This is a genomic window from Lacimonas salitolerans, from assembly GCF_042677865.1.
GTDB classification, from domain to species: Bacteria; Pseudomonadota; Alphaproteobacteria; order Rhodobacterales; family Rhodobacteraceae; genus Lutimaribacter; species Lutimaribacter salitolerans.
In genome coordinates this window covers 35,701-49,276 of sequence record NZ_JBHUDD010000047.1, presented here as the reverse complement: position 1 = coordinate 49,276, position 13,576 = coordinate 35,701, and the positions used below count along the sequence as shown (strand labels likewise).

Here is a 13,576-nt window from a genome sequence, read left to right as displayed (position 1 = left end):
CTAGTCGGTGTTCAGCAGAACAACCTCGACCCGGCGATTGGCCTCGCGGCCCTCGGGCGTGGTGTTGGGGGCAATGGGCGACAGATAGCCCATGCCCTCGGCCACCATCCGGTCGCGCGGCACGCCATGGGCATCCGCCAACCGTTCCAGCACCGCAACCGCGCGTCGTTTCGACAGCGCGATATTGCCGTCCAGCGCGCCCACCGCATCGGTATGACCCACCAGTGCGATCCGGGCCTGCGAATTGACCTGCATGAACCCTGCCAGGGCCTCCAGCGAGGCATAGGTCCCTTCGCTCAGATCCGATGTCCCGGTGGCAAACTCCAGATCGCTCAGAACCGCGTGCCCTTGCGCCAGCAATTCCTGCGCCAGATCACCATTGCCCGCCATCGGCGTGACAGTTTCCGTGATCCGGGGCAGGTCCGCCTCGGCCCCCTGCCCCGTGACCCGCACCAGTTGCACGAACCCGGCACTGCCGGTGCGGCTGACCAGCAGGGTCACGTGATCGCCCGCACCCTTGCGTGCCGCGACAAATCGAAAATCGGTCAGGCTGACATACATCGCGGGCGCGGGCAGCACCTCGATCTCGAACCGGAAATCGAACCCGCCGCAGCCCGCATCGGCGCAGTCGAACATCACCTCGTAACCGGCATCGGACAGCTGATCGCGCAGCGGCGCGAACAGTTGCAGCGTGGTCATGTTCTGCCCGGCGATCCGCCACGCCTGCCGCGATACCCGCCCCTCGACCTGCTGCGCCGGCACCCTGCCCGCGTCAAACGGGCCGGTGGGCAGGGCATAGCTGTCAGGGTCGGTCACCACCTCTGCCGTGGGCCGCGCGCTGACCGGCAGGCTCAGCTCCAGTGCGGACGCCGGCGCAGCGACCAGACACAGGACAAGGGCAGCGGCACGGCGCATCATCTGTTCTGGGCGTGATACTCGTCATTGGGGCGCATATCGACGGCCGAGGCCACGCGGTTCGTCATGTTGTAGAACCCCGCCACATTGGCAATGTCCCAGATGTCGCGGTCGGTAAAGCCATGCGCGCGCAGCGCCTCGCGATCCGATTCCTCGATCCGGTGGCTTGCCTCTGTCATCATCACCGCGAAATCCAGCATCGCGCGCTGTTTCGGCGTGATGTCAGCGACGCGGTAATTCATCACCAGCGCCTCGCCCAGTTTGGGGTCGCCCGAGAGCGCGCGCACCGCCTGCCCATGCGCCGTCATGCAATAGAAGCAGCGATTGACCGAGCTGACCGCCACCGCGATCATCTCGCGCTCCAGCTTGCTCAGCCCGCTGTCGGCCAGCATCAGGTTGTTGTACAGCGCCGAAAACGCATCCAGCTTGTCGATGTCGAACGCATGGGCGCGCAGCACGTTGGGCACCAGCCCCAGCTTGTCCTGACAGATGTCGAAATACTTTTGCGTCGCCGGTGGCAACGGATCGACCTGCGGCAGGTTCAGGGCTGTGGGAATGTCTTTGTCGCTCATGCGAAATCCTCCTCGTGCTTGCGATAGTGATACTGTCCCACAAGGGTCATCCCGAGGGAAGAATAGAGCGCGTTCGCCCCGTCGTTACCTTGGGTGCAGACCACAGACAGGTGGCTGGCCCCGTTGGCCTGCGCCCAGAACGCGGCCTCGCGCATGAAATAGCGGCCCATGCCCTGCTGGCGCTGGTGTTCCAGCACCTCCAGCGCGTGAACCATCGCGATGCCGTCGTGCATGGCGACAAAGCCGGTGCCACCAGGATGATCGTTCAGCCGCCCGATCAGGCTGGTTTTCGGCCCCTTGGCGCGGTGCATCACCGCAATCCGCCCCGGCCCGATGCCCCCGGCGGCCCACATGTCGATCTGGATCGCCAGCGGCTCCCACAGGCAGAATGTGGTGATGCGCGGCGGGCGTTCAGTGGCCACGGCGTCCACCGGCGCGACATGGATATTGACCGGATCGACAACGGCATAGCCCCGGGCTGCCAGCATCGCATCCAGCGCCTCGTCGCCCTGCCGGATCTGGAACAGCCGGGGCTGGCCCAGTTTTTGCATAGCATCCTCGGCCTGCGGTATGTCGGCATCGCGCACCGGGTCCACCGCATTGGCCGCCGACACGCGCTGCCCGCCGCCCTGCCCCTCGCGGATCATCCAGGGTCCAAGCCGCTGAAACCCGGCGGCGGGCCATGTCCCATCCACCACGTCATACAGCCGCTGCACCGTGGGCATCATGCGTCGAACATCCGCGACAGCCGCGTCATCGCCGCATCCACCTGCGCGGCATCCTGCCCGCGAATGACGATCTGCGCGCCATAGGCCCCGTCTTTCTGGAACGGGTACGATCCGATGGACAGGTCTGGAAAGTCATGGGCCAGCGCGCCCAGCGGCCCGGCGATATCGCCCTCGCCCCGGAACACGCGCAGCGACTGCGACAGCAGCGGCTTGCCGCCCACCAGCGTCGGCACCACGCTGGCCACCATCGCCTGAAACACCGCCGGCACACCTGCGAGCACATGCACGTTTTCAATCGAGAATCCCGGCGCGGCGGAAACCGGGTTCTCGATCAGCACGGCGCCCTCGGGGATACGCGCCATGCGCAGCCGCGCGGCGTTCAGGTCGGTGCCCATCCGGTCATAATGCACCTGCAACAGCGCGCGCGCATCGTCGCGCACGTCGATGGCCCGGTCAAAGGCCCGCGCGATGCAATCGGCGGTGATGTCATCATGGGTCGGGCCGATCCCGCCGCTGGTGAACACATGGTCAAAGGCCGACGACAACGCCCGCACCGCACCCTCGATCGCGCCCGGGTCGTCGCTGACCATGCGCACCTCTGCGAGGTTGATGCCCGCCTTGGTCAGTTCCTGCGCCAGATAATGCATGTTGGAATCCCGCGTGCGCCCGGACAGGATCTCATCGCCAATCACGATCATGGCGGCGGTGGGGTTGGTCATGGGTATCTTTCTTGCTGATGTTGGCCACGCCGCAACTTTAGACCAGCGCCCGGGGCTTTCCAATGCATCACTCGCGCGGCAACCCGCCATTCAGGGCCGCCTGACACATGGCGACAACCCGGCGCGCCCGTTCATCACTTGCGCCCGGGCGCATCAGGGCGATCATGTGCGGTATGCGAAAGGCCACTGTCGCATCCATGACCATATCCGTTGCCGTCTCCAGATGTGACGATGGCACCTGTCGTGACAAGATTTCACGCAGACCATCCCGCAATCGCCCCGCGTGAGCCGCGATCACGTCACCATGATCGCCCGCAAGATCGATATAGGCCGCAAACAGCCGCGGATCGGCATCATGACGCGCCCGTTTCAGCCGCAAGATGGTCAGCACATAAGCCTCAAGTGCCTCGGCAGGATCCAGTTGATCCTTCTGCACCGCGTCCAAGGCACCCTCGACCTCGGCAAACCAGCGTTCGGCCAGCGCGCGCACCAGATCGGATTTGGTCGCAAAGAAGTTGTGGGCATGGCTTTGGCTCAGCCCGACGCGGCGCGCAATCTCGGACAGGACCAGGCGCCTGCCGCCGGTTTCGGCCAGCATGTCCTCGGCGGCCTGCAACAGCTTGTGCCTGATCTTTTCGGTGTCGGGTTTTGGTCGTGCCATGTCATATCCAGCGGCGCACCCGGGCGGCATAGGCGTCATAGGCCGGTCCGAACTCTGCGCGCATGTTGCGTTCCTCGGCGGGGATATTCCACCACTGGCACACTGCAAGAAATACCGCAGGCACGACAAAGGCACACCAGAAATTCACGTACAAGGCGCCAGCCAAAAGGATCAGCGCAAAACCCAGATACATCGGATTGCGGGACAGTCTGAAGACCCCGGTCGTGACCAGATTGCGCGGTGTATCGAAGGTCATGATCTCGCTGTCGCTTTGCCTGAACTGCACGCGCGCCCAGATCACAAGCACCAGACCCAGGATCAGGGGCACGTCCCATGGCGGCACGTTGATCTCGAACGGCACCTGCGCCGGGGGATGCCAAAGCCAAATCGCTGCCAGCGGCAGCAAGAGCGACAGGAACAGGTAAGGCGGCAAAAATCGTGTCATGACGAAACTCCATATTGATAATTGATTCTTTTTATTATTTATCAAAATTCTCTTTTTCACACAATTGCCTTTTTGGCCGGCAGCGCATAGGCCGCCTGTCATGCGCTTTCAAACGCCCCTTGTGCCCGCCACGCTGATCCGCCGCTACAAGCGGTTCCTGGCCGATGCACGGCTGGAAGACGGGACCGAGATCACCGCCCATTGCGCCAATCCCGGCTCGATGATGGGTCTTGCCGATCCGGGGATGCGCATCTGGCTGGAACCCAATGACGACCCGAAGAAAAAACTGAAATACGGCTGGCGGCTGGTCGAGCATGACAATGGCCATTTCACCGGCGTGGACACATCCGTGCCCAACCGCGCCCTGCGCGCCGCCTTGCAGGCAGGGCAGGTGCCGGGGCTGTCAGCCCCCATCGTGCGCCCCGAGGTGAAATACGGCGAAAACTCACGCATCGATTTCCTGCTGTCCGGTGACGGCCCCGATACCTGGGTCGAGGTGAAATCCGTCACCCTGTCGCGCCAGCCGGGGCTGGCCGAGTTTCCCGACAGCGTCACCGCGCGCGGGCTGAAACATCTGCACGAGTTGTCGCAGATTGCCGCGCAAGGCGCGCGTGCCGCGATGCTGTATCTGGTGCAGCGCACCGATTGCGACCGCGCGGGCATCGCCGCAGACATCGACCCGGCCTATGCCGCGGGGCTGTCCCGGGCGATGCAGGCAGGGGTGCGGGTGATGGTATTTGACTGCGCGATCACGCCGCATAAGATAACGCTTGGCCGACCACTTGCATTTGTGCATCCCTGAACGGGCGTACGCGATTCGCCGCACTGGTCCTTGGGTATATTTTGCCCTAAATAGGGCGTATGATTTTGAAATTCGGCAAAAGGTCCGACAAATTGAACGAAGCGCACAGGGGTCGCGTGACACGCGACGGCATCCGTATTCACGAAGCAACGGAATTCGCCGGCATGGAAACCGCCGGTGCATTGGCCGCGCGCATACTTGACGACATTGCACCCCATGTCTTTCCCGGTCAGACCACCGGCGAGATCGACCGCCTGATCGAACAGATGATCGCCGATGCTGGCGCGAAATCGGCCACCATCGGCTACAAGGGCTACAGGCATGCCTCGTGCATTTCGATCAATCACGTTGTCTGCCACGGCATTCCCGGCGACAAGAAACTCAAGGATGGCGACATCCTGAACATCGACGTGACCGTGATCGTGGATGGCTGGTATGGCGATACCAGCCGCATGTATGTGGCGGGCAAGCTGTCGCGCAAGGCCGAGCGTCTGATTCAGGTCACGCATGACTCCCTGATGCTTGGGATCGAGGCGGTCAAACCCGGAAACACCTTTGGCGACATCGGCCACGCGATCCAGACCTATGTGGAGTCCCAGCGCATGTCGGTCGTGCGCGATTTCTGCGGTCACGGGCTGGGCCGGGTGTTTCACGCTCCACCCAACGTGCTGCACTATGGTCGCCCCGGCACCGGCCCCCGGCTGGAAGAGGGGATGTTCTTCACCATCGAACCGATGGTCAACCTTGGCCGCCCGGAAACCAAGGTGCTGGCCGATGACTGGACGGCGGTGACGCGTGACAAATCCTTGTCAGCGCAGTTCGAACACTCGGTGGGTGTCACGGCAGATGGCGCGCAGATTTTCACCCTGTCGCCCGCAGGCCGGTTCCACCCGACCTACGACCAGTAAGCCGCCGGGTTTTCGGGGTCAGGCAAAAGCCTCGTCACCTGTTGCCTGCGCGGCCGCATGCCATTCACGCAACTGCCGCACCAGGTCGGATCGCGTCGTTTCGGGCGGAAGCGAGAAATCAGGGATCGGGATGTATTCCAGCGGCGACAGCATGATCAGGATGAAACTGCCGGTTTCCGCGATCTCGGTCACATCGGCCCAATCCACATGCGAATACAGCGCACCGCCCCCGCCCGCGATGCCGTACTGATTGATCGCCAGGCTGCAGGGTTTCTGCCGGATCGGCGCATTCGCCAGTTCCGCCTGCAACCTCTTGTGGCCCAGCGTGTTGCCGATGCCCAGCGTCACCGCGCAGCAGATGACGGCCAGCACCGTGGACAGTTGCGCCCCGCTTTCATGCGGAAACACATGGGTCTGCAAAAGGTTGAACGACGCAAACAGCACCGTCACCGCCAGCAGCACCGCGATCCAGCGCAATGGCCCGAAAAACCGCATCGTCAGCCGGTTCGTCAGCCGTGCCACGGGAATGTCCCGCCAAGAGAAAGTCAGATAGTACGTATTCATGTTTCAGCAGCTCGCATCAGCGAAATTTCCGTATCCCCATACCGTCGGATATCTTCTCTGACGCACCAATGGGGCAGAATAATGTCTGTACCCTCCTCCCACACGATCAACGCTGTGTTTCCTATCCATCCACCGGCATGCGCAGCCTCCAGCGCGCGCTCGCCCATGCCCTTGCCATAGGGCGGGTCCAGAAAGATCAGATCAAAGGGCGCACCGTCATTCCGCCCCAGCCGCGTGGCATCGCGACGGATCAGCCGGCTGCGATCAACCACTTGCAAAGTCTCGATATTTCGACTGACCAGCGCCTGCGCCTTGCGTCCGTTTTCCACGAACGTGACATGATCGGCCCCACGCGACAGCGCCTCGAGGCCCAGCGCCCCTGTGCCCGCAAACAGGTCCAGCACGCGCGCGTCCGTGATCGGGTCACCAAAGCGCCCGCCTTGCAGCACCGAGAACAGGCTTTCGCGCGTGCGGTCGGTGGTGGGGCGCAGATGCGCGGCCGCGTCACCCTTGCCCAGGCTGGCCAGCGCGCGGCCGCGAAACTCGCCCGCGATGATCCTCACGCTTGCAGCAACGATTTAAGCTCGGTCGCCGGGTCCGCGATGGCCCCCGGATCGGCGGTCTTGCCGCTGTCGATCTGACGCTTGCCCACCATATAGGCACGGGGATCGTTGGCCGCGTCCACCGCCAGCAGCCGGTCACCGGCAAAATACCAGAACGACACGCTGCCCGGCTTGTCGCCCGCCCGTGTGACCACCCGGTCATAGCCCGCGTTCAGCCCCGCGATCTGCAACTTGACGTCATACTGATCCGACCAGAACCAGGGCTGCGGCACATAGGTCTTGCCTGCGCCCATGATGTTGTCGGCGACACATTCCGCCATGTCGATGGCATTGGGCACCGATTCCAGCCGCAGCCGCCCCGCCTCATGGGGAAAGCTGGCGCAATCGCCCGCAGTCCAGATCGACGGGTCGCTGGTGCGCCCCTGCGCATCCGCCGCGATGCCGTTGTCGATCTCCAGCCCCGCCGCCTCGGCCAGTTCGGTGGCGGGGGTGATGCCAACGCCCACGATCACGAAATCCACCGGCAGCTCGCTGCCATCGGTCAGCCGCGCGCCGGTGACATGCCCCTCGCCCAAAAGCGTGCTCAGCCCCACGCCCTCGCGGATGTCCACGCCATGCGCGCGGTGCAGATCGCGGAAATAGCCGCTGGTTTCCGGCGCGGCCACCCGTTGCAGGATGCGGTCTGCCATCTCGACCAGCACCACCTGAAGGCCCTTGCTGGACGCCACCGCCGCCGCCTCGAGCCCGATGTAGCCGCCACCGACGATCAGCACCCGCGCGCCCGGCCGGAACGCGCCCGCCATGCTGTCCACATCGCGCAGGTCGCGCACGGTATAAACGCCCTGCAACATGCCGCCCACCGCAGGCGGCAACCGGCGCGGCACCGACCCTGTGGTCAGCACCAGATGGTCATAATTCAGCCGGTGCCCCCCCGCGATCACCACCTTGTCGGCGCGGTCGATGGCATTGACCACCTCGTTCAGATGCAGGTCGATCCCGTTCTCCGAGTAATAGCTTTCAGGCCGCAGATACAGCCGCTCCAGCTCCATCTCGCCCAGCAGGTATTTCTTGGACAGCGGCGGGCGCTGGTAGGGCGGGGCCGCCTCTTCGCCGATCAGGGTGATCCGCCCGTCAAAGCCCTGACTGCGCAGCCGCGCCACCAACGACGCACCCGCCTGCCCTGCCCCCACCACGACTACATGTGTCATCGCCTGCCCTCCTGCAAAGAAATCCGTTGGTCTTGCCCGCGCAGAAATTCTATATCCTGCACCATGGAAAACGCAAACCCGGACAAAAGGACACTCGATGACCATTTCAACAGGTGACAAGCTGCCCGACGCAACGCTGACCCAGATGGGCGCCGACGGCCCGCAACAGGTGCAACTGGCCGACAAGCTGGCAGGCCGCAAGGTCGCGATCTTTGCCGTGCCCGGTGCCTTTACCCCGACCTGCCATTCGGCCCATGTGCCCAGCTTCATCCGCACCAAGGACCAGTTTGCCGAAAAGGGCGTGGACGAGATCATCTGCATCTCGGTCAACGATCCCTTCGTGATGGGGGCCTGGGGTCAGGCCACCGGCGCGACGGACGCCGGGATCACCATGCTGGGCGATGCCTCAAGCGACTTTACCAAATCCATCGGCATGGATTTCGATGCTCCCCCCGCCGGTCTGGTGGCCCGCTCCAAGCGTTACGCGATGCTGGTCGAGGATGGCGTGGTCAAGGTTCTGAACACCGAGGAAAATCCCGGTGCCTGCGAAACCTCGGGCGGCGAAGGCCTGCTGGCGTCGATGTAAATCGCGCCGCGGGGGCGGGCGGGCTTGACACCCGGCGCCGCCCCCGCAAACCATGCCGCCCAACACGGGAGGGCATGAAGAATGACAGTGCAAAACGGTATCTGGACACCATCGGCCGCGTTCGCCGCATCCAGCACCATGGCCGCCTACATGCGGTGGCTGGCCGACGAACACGGGCTGGATTTCCAAGACTACGATACGCTGTGGCAGTGGTCGATCGACCAGCCCGATGCCTTCTGGCGCTCGATCTGGGACTATCACGGCCTGACCTCGCCCACCCCGTTCGACACGGTTCTGGATAACCCGGTCATGCCCGGCGCGGTCTGGTTCCCGGGGGCGCGTCTGAACTATGTCGATCAGGTGCTGCGCCACGTCCGCCCCGGCCACCCGGCGATCCATCACGAGGCCGAGGATGGCACCCTGACCACCCTGACGTGGGACGATCTGGCCGCGCGCGTGGGCGCGCTGGCCGCGTCGCTGCGCGCCATGGGCATCGAAACCGGCGACCGGGTCGTGGGTTACCTGCCCAACACGCCCGACACGATCATCGCCTTTCTGGCCTGCGCGAGCATCGGGGCCACCTGGTCGCTCTGTGCCCCCGACATGGGCGCACCCACCGTGCTGGAACGGTTCGACCAGATCGAGCCGAAGGCGATATTCACCATCACCGGTTATGATTTCACCGGCAAGTATCGCGACCGCGCCGATCAGGTGCAGGCGCTGATCGACGGGCTGCCCACGCTGGCCCACTGGATCACGCTGGACGCGGGCACCGGGATCGATCCGCGCCACACCACCCGGCACGACTGGGCCGATCTGCTGGCCACGCCCGGAGCACCCGATCCGGTCGACCTGCCCTTCGATCATCCGCTCTGGGTTGTCTATTCCTCGGGCACCACCGGCAGCCCCAAGCCCATCGTGCACGGGCACGGCGGCATCGTGCTGGAGCATCTGGTGCTGCAGGGGCTGCACGGCAACCTGACCCCTGCCGACACCTTCAGCTGGTTCACCTCGACCGGCTGGATCATGTGGAACGCGCAGGTGGGCGGGCTGCTGACCGGGGCGACGATTGCATTGGCCGAGGGCAACCCCAACCACCCCGACCCGGGCCGGTTGTGGCGCTTCATCGACCGCACCGGCACCACGTCCTTTGGCGCGGGGGCGGCGTATTTCATCGGCTGCATGAAATCGGGGCTGAAACCACGCGATCTGGCCGATCTGTCCACGCTGCGCGCCATAGGCTCGACCGGATCGCCACTGCCACCCGAGGCGTACGAGTGGATCTGGAGCGAACTGGGCGAGCATATCTGGCTGGCCCCCATCGCCGGCGGCACCGATTTCGCCGGGGCGTTCCTGGCCGGCAACCCGATGATGCCCGTGCACGCTGGCGAAATGCAATGCCGCGCGCTGGGGGCCGCCGTGCAGGCGTTCGACGACACCGGCTCCCCCGTGATCGACGACGTGGGCGAGCTTGTCTGCACCGTTCCCATGCCCTCGATGCCGCTGTATTTCTGGGGCGACGAAGGCGACAAACGCTACAGATCCAGCTATTTCGAACACTATCCGGGCGTCTGGCGGCACGGCGACTGGATCAGGATCTCGGCCCATGGCGGCGCGATCATCTATGGCCGGTCCGACGCCACCATCAACCGCCACGGCATCCGCATGGGCACCGCCGACATCTACCGCGTGGTCGAGGACCGCGAAGCCGTGGCCGACAGCCTTGTGGTCGATCTGGAATATCTGGGCCGCGAAAGCTGCATGATCCTGTTCGTGAAACTGGCCGAAGGCGAGACCCTGACAGACGACCTGCGCGCCGGCATCATCGCCGATCTGAAATCCCGCGCCTCGCCACGCCACGTGCCCGACCGGATCGAACCGGCGCCTGACATCCCCTATACCCTGACCGGCAAAAAGCTTGAGGTGCCGATCAAGAAACGCCTGCTGGGGCACCCGATGGCCAAGGTCGCCACCGCCGATGCCATGGCCAACCCCGCCTGTCTGGAGTGGTACGACGCCTATGCCCGTGCCTACCTGCACGAACCCGACTGACCGGCGCAAACGGGGGGCAGGTGCCCCCCCGAAACCGTCACGCCCCCGCGATCTGGTCCATCTTGCGCGCCAGCTTGACGTCCAGTGCCGACAGGCCGTCCACGTCATGCGTGGTCAGCACAACCTTGACCGTCTTGTAGACATTCGACCATTCCGGGTGGTGATCCCACTTTTCCGCCCACAGCGCCGCACGGGTCATGAACCCGAAGGCCCCGACGAAATCGTCAAAGACGAACGTCTTGGCAATCGCATCGCGCCCCTCGTCCAGTTCCCAGCCGGTGGCGAGCAACGGCTCCAGCATCGTCTTGCGCCCGGTATCGCTCAGCTTGTCGGTCATTCCTGTTCCTTCTCTTCGGTTTTTCGAAACGGGCCGTAATCCGTCAGGATCTCGACCTCCTGATCCACGGCATCCCGCTCGGCGCGCAGGAACTGCTTGACCGCCCGGGCGAACCCCGGATCGCCGATCCAGTGCAGCGAATGCACGTGACGCGGCAGGTATCCGCGCGCGATCTTGTGCTCGCCCTGCGCCCCGGCCTCGACCCGGCCCAGACCCTGCGCAATCGCATAATCCATCGCCTGATAATAACAGCATTCGAAATGCAGGCAGGGGTGATCCTCGACACAGCCCCAGTACCGGCCAAAAAGCGCCGTTCTTCCGATGAAGTTCAGCGCCCCCGCCACCGGCTGGCCTTCCCGCATCGCCAGCACCAGCAGCACATCATCGCGCATCCCCTCTTGGACAAGGTCGAAAAACGCGCGCGTCAGATAGGGCCGCCCCCATTTGCGCGCCCCGGTGTCCTGATAGAACTCCCAGAACGCCTCCCAATGCGCGGGTTGGATCGCATCGCCGGTCAGTTGCACGATCTCGCCACCAAAGGCCTGCGCGCGGGCGCGTTCCTTGCGGATCGTCTTGCGCTTGCGCGACGACAGCGCCGCCAGAAAATCATCAAACCCCTGATAGGTCAGGTTCTCCCAATGATACTGGCTGCCCAGCCGGTGCATCAGGCCCAGTGCCCGCCCCGCCTCGGCCTCGGGCGCGGTGCAGAACGTGGCATGGATCGAGCTGATCCCGTTGTTGGCCGCAATCTCGACCGCGCCCTGCACCAGCGCCGCCATGCCCGCCTGCTCCAACCCCGGGCGGGTCAGAAACCGCCGACCCGTGGCAGGCGTGAAGGGGGCCGCGATCTGGAACTTGGGGTAATAGCGCCCGCCCGCCCGCTCATAGGCATGCGCCCAGGAGTGGTCAAAGATGTACTCGCCCTGGCTGTGCGATTTCAGATAGAGCGGCGCACAGGCGATCACCTGCCCCTCGGCCCGCGCCAGCAGGTAATGCGGGGCCCAGCCGCTGCCCGCCCCGACCGAGCCGCTGTCCTCAAGCGCCCGCAGGAACCGATAGGTGGTGAACGGGTCCTCGGCCCTGCCGCCCTGCGCCGCCTCGGGGCAGGCACAGGCATCCCAGTCGGCGGGATCCACCGACGCCAGGCTTTGCACTATCTCGATCTCGACCTGCGTTTCGCTCATATCCGCGCCATCCTTTGCCTCGGCAAGTATCTGGAGCACGGCCGCACCCCTTCAAGCAGGGATCTCAGGCGCATATCCTTCAAAGGTGATGTTGTCGGCCACCAGCCGCGCCTGCGCCTCGTCCTGCGCGCTTCGGATGGTCCATGACAGCACCGGCACTCCCCGCGCCTTCAGCTCGGCCACCCGCGGGCGCGCCAGATCGGCCCAGTGATGGCTGATGAAGCACGCGCCACTTGCCGCCATGTCCGGTATCCCGACCAGCCGGCGCAACCGCGCCTTGGGCACCAGCCCCCAATCGGCATCGTCGAACCCGCAGGTCGTCAGCCCGCGTGGCACATCCGGGGCCATGCCGCCGAACACGCGCACCGCGTTCGGGTTGAACGACATCACCGCCAGTTCCCCGGCATAGCCGCGCAGGTCGTCGGCCACCGCCTGCTCCAACCGCCCGACGGCGGGGCCCAGGCCGCCATCCTGATCCTTGATCTCGACCAGCAGCGGCACCTGCCCGGCCACCATGTCCAGCACCTGACGCAGGCTGGGGATCGTATCGGACGTGCCCAGCAGCGGCAGCGTCATCAGGTCCGCCGCGTCGCGCTGCTGGATCGCGCCTGCCTGCCCGGTCAGGCGGCCAAGATCATAGTCGTGAAACACCATCGCGCGGCCATCGCGTGACAGTTGCACATCGATCTCGATGCCGTAACCCGCATCCACCGCCGCGGCGATGGCGCTTGGGCTGTTCTCGGCCCGTCCCGCGCCGATGTCATGCAGAGCGCGATGGGCGATGGGCGCGCGCAGAAAGCTGGGGGGCAACATCATGCGATCTCGAAAATCGCCTCGATCTCGACCGCCACACCCAGCGGCAGCGATGCCGCCGACACGGCCGAGCGCGCGTGCCGCCCCTTGTCACCCAGCGCCGCGACCAGAAAATCGGACGCGCCGTTGATCACCTTGGGCTGTTCGGTGAAATCGGGAGTCGAGTTGACAAACCCCACCAGCTTGACCACCCGCACCAGCCGGTCGATGTCACCTCCACAGGCCGCGCGCAGCTGCGCCAGCAGCGAGATCGCACAGGTTTTCGCCGCAGCCGCCCCCGCCTCGGTCGTCATGCCCTCGCCCAGCTTGCCGGTGATCAGCGCCCCGTCCTGCATCGAGATCTGGCCCGAAACGTAAACCGTGTTCCCGGTCACCACATAGGGAACGTAATTCGCCGCTGGCGCAGGCGCATCGGGCAGGGTCACACCCAGCTCGGCAAGGCGGGATTCGATAAGGCTCATGGCGGCTCTCCTGTTGATGGCGTCGCGCGCACGCTAGCCGCCCCGTGCTGGCTTGAAA

The 13,576-nt window shown here is 64.8% G+C and carries 17 protein-coding genes; 4 read left to right on the top strand and 13 right to left on the bottom strand.

Features of this window, described 5'->3' with window-relative positions; genetic code table 11:
• The 6 genes from ACFTOW_RS07395 to ACFTOW_RS07370 all read right to left on the bottom strand — a co-directional run bounded on the left by ACFTOW_RS07395 (window position 1) and on the right by ACFTOW_RS07370 (window position 4,040).
• Entirely contained in the window at window positions 1–918 is a 918-nt protein-coding gene (locus ACFTOW_RS07395) for an OmpA family protein (protein WP_379914423.1), read from the bottom strand.
• On the bottom strand, window positions 915–1,487 hold the full coding sequence (locus ACFTOW_RS07390) for a peroxidase-related enzyme (RefSeq protein ID WP_379914422.1): 573 nt from the start codon (window positions 1,485–1,487) through the stop codon (window positions 915–917). Before ACFTOW_RS07390 ends, ACFTOW_RS07395 begins: the two co-directional genes overlap by 4 nt.
• The gene (locus tag ACFTOW_RS07385; protein WP_379914421.1) at window positions 1,484–2,212 is read right to left on the bottom strand and encodes a GNAT family N-acetyltransferase; all 729 of its coding nucleotides are present in this window, start codon (window positions 2,210–2,212) and stop codon (window positions 1,484–1,486) included. Before ACFTOW_RS07385 ends, ACFTOW_RS07390 begins: the two co-directional genes overlap by 4 nt.
• The gene (locus ACFTOW_RS07380; RefSeq protein ID WP_379914420.1) at window positions 2,212–2,934 is read right to left on the bottom strand and encodes a competence/damage-inducible protein A; all 723 of its coding nucleotides are present in this window, start codon (window positions 2,932–2,934) and stop codon (window positions 2,212–2,214) included. The genes ACFTOW_RS07385 and ACFTOW_RS07380 overlap by 1 nt, the downstream gene beginning before the upstream one ends.
• 67 nt (window positions 2,935–3,001) lie before the next feature.
• Window positions 3,002–3,595 carry a TetR/AcrR family transcriptional regulator gene (locus ACFTOW_RS07375; RefSeq protein WP_379914419.1) on the bottom strand — a complete coding sequence of 198 codons (594 nt, stop codon included), beginning with the start codon at window positions 3,593–3,595 and terminating at the stop codon, window positions 3,002–3,004.
• Window position 3,596: 1 nt separating this feature from the next.
• Entirely contained in the window at window positions 3,597–4,040 is a 444-nt protein-coding gene (locus ACFTOW_RS07370) for a methyltransferase family protein (RefSeq protein WP_379914418.1), read from the bottom strand.
• A 100-nt stretch (window positions 4,041–4,140) separates the two neighbouring features.
• On the opposite strand from ACFTOW_RS07370, the gene sfsA reads away from it, so the two are divergent.
• Both sfsA and map read left to right on the top strand, forming a co-directional pair.
• Complete coding sequence (gene sfsA, locus ACFTOW_RS07365) at window positions 4,141–4,842, top strand: DNA/RNA nuclease SfsA (protein WP_379914417.1); 702 nt, start codon at window positions 4,141–4,143, stop codon at window positions 4,840–4,842.
• 59 nt (window positions 4,843–4,901) lie between these two features.
• Window positions 4,902–5,750, top strand: a complete 849-nt coding sequence (gene map, locus ACFTOW_RS07360) for a type I methionyl aminopeptidase (RefSeq protein ID WP_379914416.1) — start codon at window positions 4,902–4,904, stop codon at window positions 5,748–5,750.
• 18 nt (window positions 5,751–5,768) lie between these two features.
• On the opposite strand, the gene ACFTOW_RS07355 is transcribed toward map, so the two are convergent.
• Genes ACFTOW_RS07355 through ACFTOW_RS07345 form a run of 3 tightly spaced genes read right to left on the bottom strand, consistent with a single transcriptional unit; the run spans window position 5,769 to window position 8,085 of the window.
• Window positions 5,769–6,272: a YcxB family protein gene (locus ACFTOW_RS07355; protein WP_379914415.1), complete on the bottom strand. Its 504-nt coding sequence runs from the start codon at window positions 6,270–6,272 to the stop codon at window positions 5,769–5,771.
• A 38-nt stretch (window positions 6,273–6,310) separates the two neighbouring features.
• On the bottom strand, window positions 6,311–6,877 hold the full coding sequence (gene rsmD / locus ACFTOW_RS07350) for a 16S rRNA (guanine(966)-N(2))-methyltransferase RsmD (protein WP_379914414.1): 567 nt from the start codon (window positions 6,875–6,877) through the stop codon (window positions 6,311–6,313).
• Window positions 6,874–8,085, bottom strand: coding sequence for an NAD(P)/FAD-dependent oxidoreductase (locus ACFTOW_RS07345; protein ID WP_379914413.1), 1,212 nt, complete (start codon window positions 8,083–8,085; stop codon window positions 6,874–6,876). The genes rsmD and ACFTOW_RS07345 overlap by 4 nt, the downstream gene beginning before the upstream one ends.
• A gap of 97 nt (window positions 8,086–8,182) precedes the next feature.
• Between ACFTOW_RS07345 and ACFTOW_RS07340 the strand changes: the two genes are divergently transcribed.
• Together ACFTOW_RS07340 and ACFTOW_RS07335 are read left to right on the top strand one after the other, a co-directional pair.
• On the top strand, window positions 8,183–8,671 hold the full coding sequence (locus tag ACFTOW_RS07340; RefSeq protein WP_379914412.1) for a peroxiredoxin: 489 nt from the start codon (window positions 8,183–8,185) through the stop codon (window positions 8,669–8,671).
• An 81-nt stretch (window positions 8,672–8,752) separates the two neighbouring features.
• Complete coding sequence (locus ACFTOW_RS07335) at window positions 8,753–10,723, top strand: acetoacetate--CoA ligase (protein WP_379914411.1); 1,971 nt, start codon at window positions 8,753–8,755, stop codon at window positions 10,721–10,723.
• Window positions 10,724–10,760: 37 nt separating this feature from the next.
• Here the strand turns inward: ACFTOW_RS07335 and ACFTOW_RS07330 are convergent, their stop codons facing one another.
• The 4 genes from ACFTOW_RS07330 to ACFTOW_RS07315 are packed head-to-tail and all read right to left on the bottom strand — an operon-like array spanning window position 10,761 to window position 13,518.
• Complete coding sequence (locus ACFTOW_RS07330) at window positions 10,761–11,060, bottom strand: 4a-hydroxytetrahydrobiopterin dehydratase (RefSeq protein WP_379914410.1); 300 nt, start codon at window positions 11,058–11,060, stop codon at window positions 10,761–10,763.
• A complete protein-coding gene (locus ACFTOW_RS07325) occupies window positions 11,057–12,244 on the bottom strand; it encodes a GNAT family N-acetyltransferase (RefSeq protein WP_379914462.1) in 1,188 nt (395 codons plus the stop codon). The genes ACFTOW_RS07330 and ACFTOW_RS07325 overlap by 4 nt, the downstream gene beginning before the upstream one ends.
• A gap of 51 nt (window positions 12,245–12,295) precedes the next feature.
• Entirely contained in the window at window positions 12,296–13,060 is a 765-nt protein-coding gene (locus ACFTOW_RS07320) for a glycerophosphodiester phosphodiesterase family protein (RefSeq protein WP_379914409.1), read from the bottom strand.
• A complete protein-coding gene (locus ACFTOW_RS07315; protein ID WP_379914408.1) occupies window positions 13,057–13,518 on the bottom strand; it encodes a RidA family protein in 462 nt (153 codons plus the stop codon). The genes ACFTOW_RS07320 and ACFTOW_RS07315 overlap by 4 nt, the downstream gene beginning before the upstream one ends.
• Between the last annotated feature and the right edge of the window lie 58 nt (window positions 13,519–13,576).

What these genes read in the sequence shown, in the direction of transcription:
- ACFTOW_RS07395 (WP_379914423.1), bottom strand. Translation starts at nt 918, where the DNA reads ATGATGCGCCGTGCCGCTGCCCTTGTCCTGTGTCTGGTCGCTGCGCCG.
- ACFTOW_RS07390 (WP_379914422.1), bottom strand. Translation starts at nt 1,487, where the DNA reads ATGAGCGACAAAGACATTCCCACAGCCCTGAACCTGCCGCAGGTCGAT.
- ACFTOW_RS07385 (WP_379914421.1), bottom strand. Translation starts at nt 2,212, where the DNA reads ATGCCCACGGTGCAGCGGCTGTATGACGTGGTGGATGGGACATGGCCC.
- ACFTOW_RS07380 (WP_379914420.1), bottom strand. Translation starts at nt 2,934, where the DNA reads ATGACCAACCCCACCGCCGCCATGATCGTGATTGGCGATGAGATCCTG.
- ACFTOW_RS07375 (WP_379914419.1), bottom strand. Translation starts at nt 3,595, where the DNA reads ATGGCACGACCAAAACCCGACACCGAAAAGATCAGGCACAAGCTGTTG.
- ACFTOW_RS07370 (WP_379914418.1), bottom strand. Translation starts at nt 4,040, where the DNA reads ATGACACGATTTTTGCCGCCTTACCTGTTCCTGTCGCTCTTGCTGCCG.
- sfsA (WP_379914417.1), top strand. Translation starts at nt 4,141, where the DNA reads ATGCGCTTTCAAACGCCCCTTGTGCCCGCCACGCTGATCCGCCGCTAC.
- map (WP_379914416.1), top strand. Translation starts at nt 4,902, where the DNA reads ATGATTTTGAAATTCGGCAAAAGGTCCGACAAATTGAACGAAGCGCAC.
- ACFTOW_RS07345 (WP_379914413.1), bottom strand. Translation starts at nt 8,085, where the DNA reads ATGACACATGTAGTCGTGGTGGGGGCAGGGCAGGCGGGTGCGTCGTTG.
- ACFTOW_RS07340 (WP_379914412.1), top strand. Translation starts at nt 8,183, where the DNA reads ATGACCATTTCAACAGGTGACAAGCTGCCCGACGCAACGCTGACCCAG.
- ACFTOW_RS07335 (WP_379914411.1), top strand. Translation starts at nt 8,753, where the DNA reads ATGACAGTGCAAAACGGTATCTGGACACCATCGGCCGCGTTCGCCGCA.
- ACFTOW_RS07330 (WP_379914410.1), bottom strand. Translation starts at nt 11,060, where the DNA reads ATGACCGACAAGCTGAGCGATACCGGGCGCAAGACGATGCTGGAGCCG.
- ACFTOW_RS07325 (WP_379914462.1), bottom strand. Translation starts at nt 12,244, where the DNA reads ATGAGCGAAACGCAGGTCGAGATCGAGATAGTGCAAAGCCTGGCGTCG.
- ACFTOW_RS07320 (WP_379914409.1), bottom strand. Translation starts at nt 13,060, where the DNA reads ATGATGTTGCCCCCCAGCTTTCTGCGCGCGCCCATCGCCCATCGCGCT.
- ACFTOW_RS07315 (WP_379914408.1), bottom strand. Translation starts at nt 13,518, where the DNA reads ATGAGCCTTATCGAATCCCGCCTTGCCGAGCTGGGTGTGACCCTGCCC.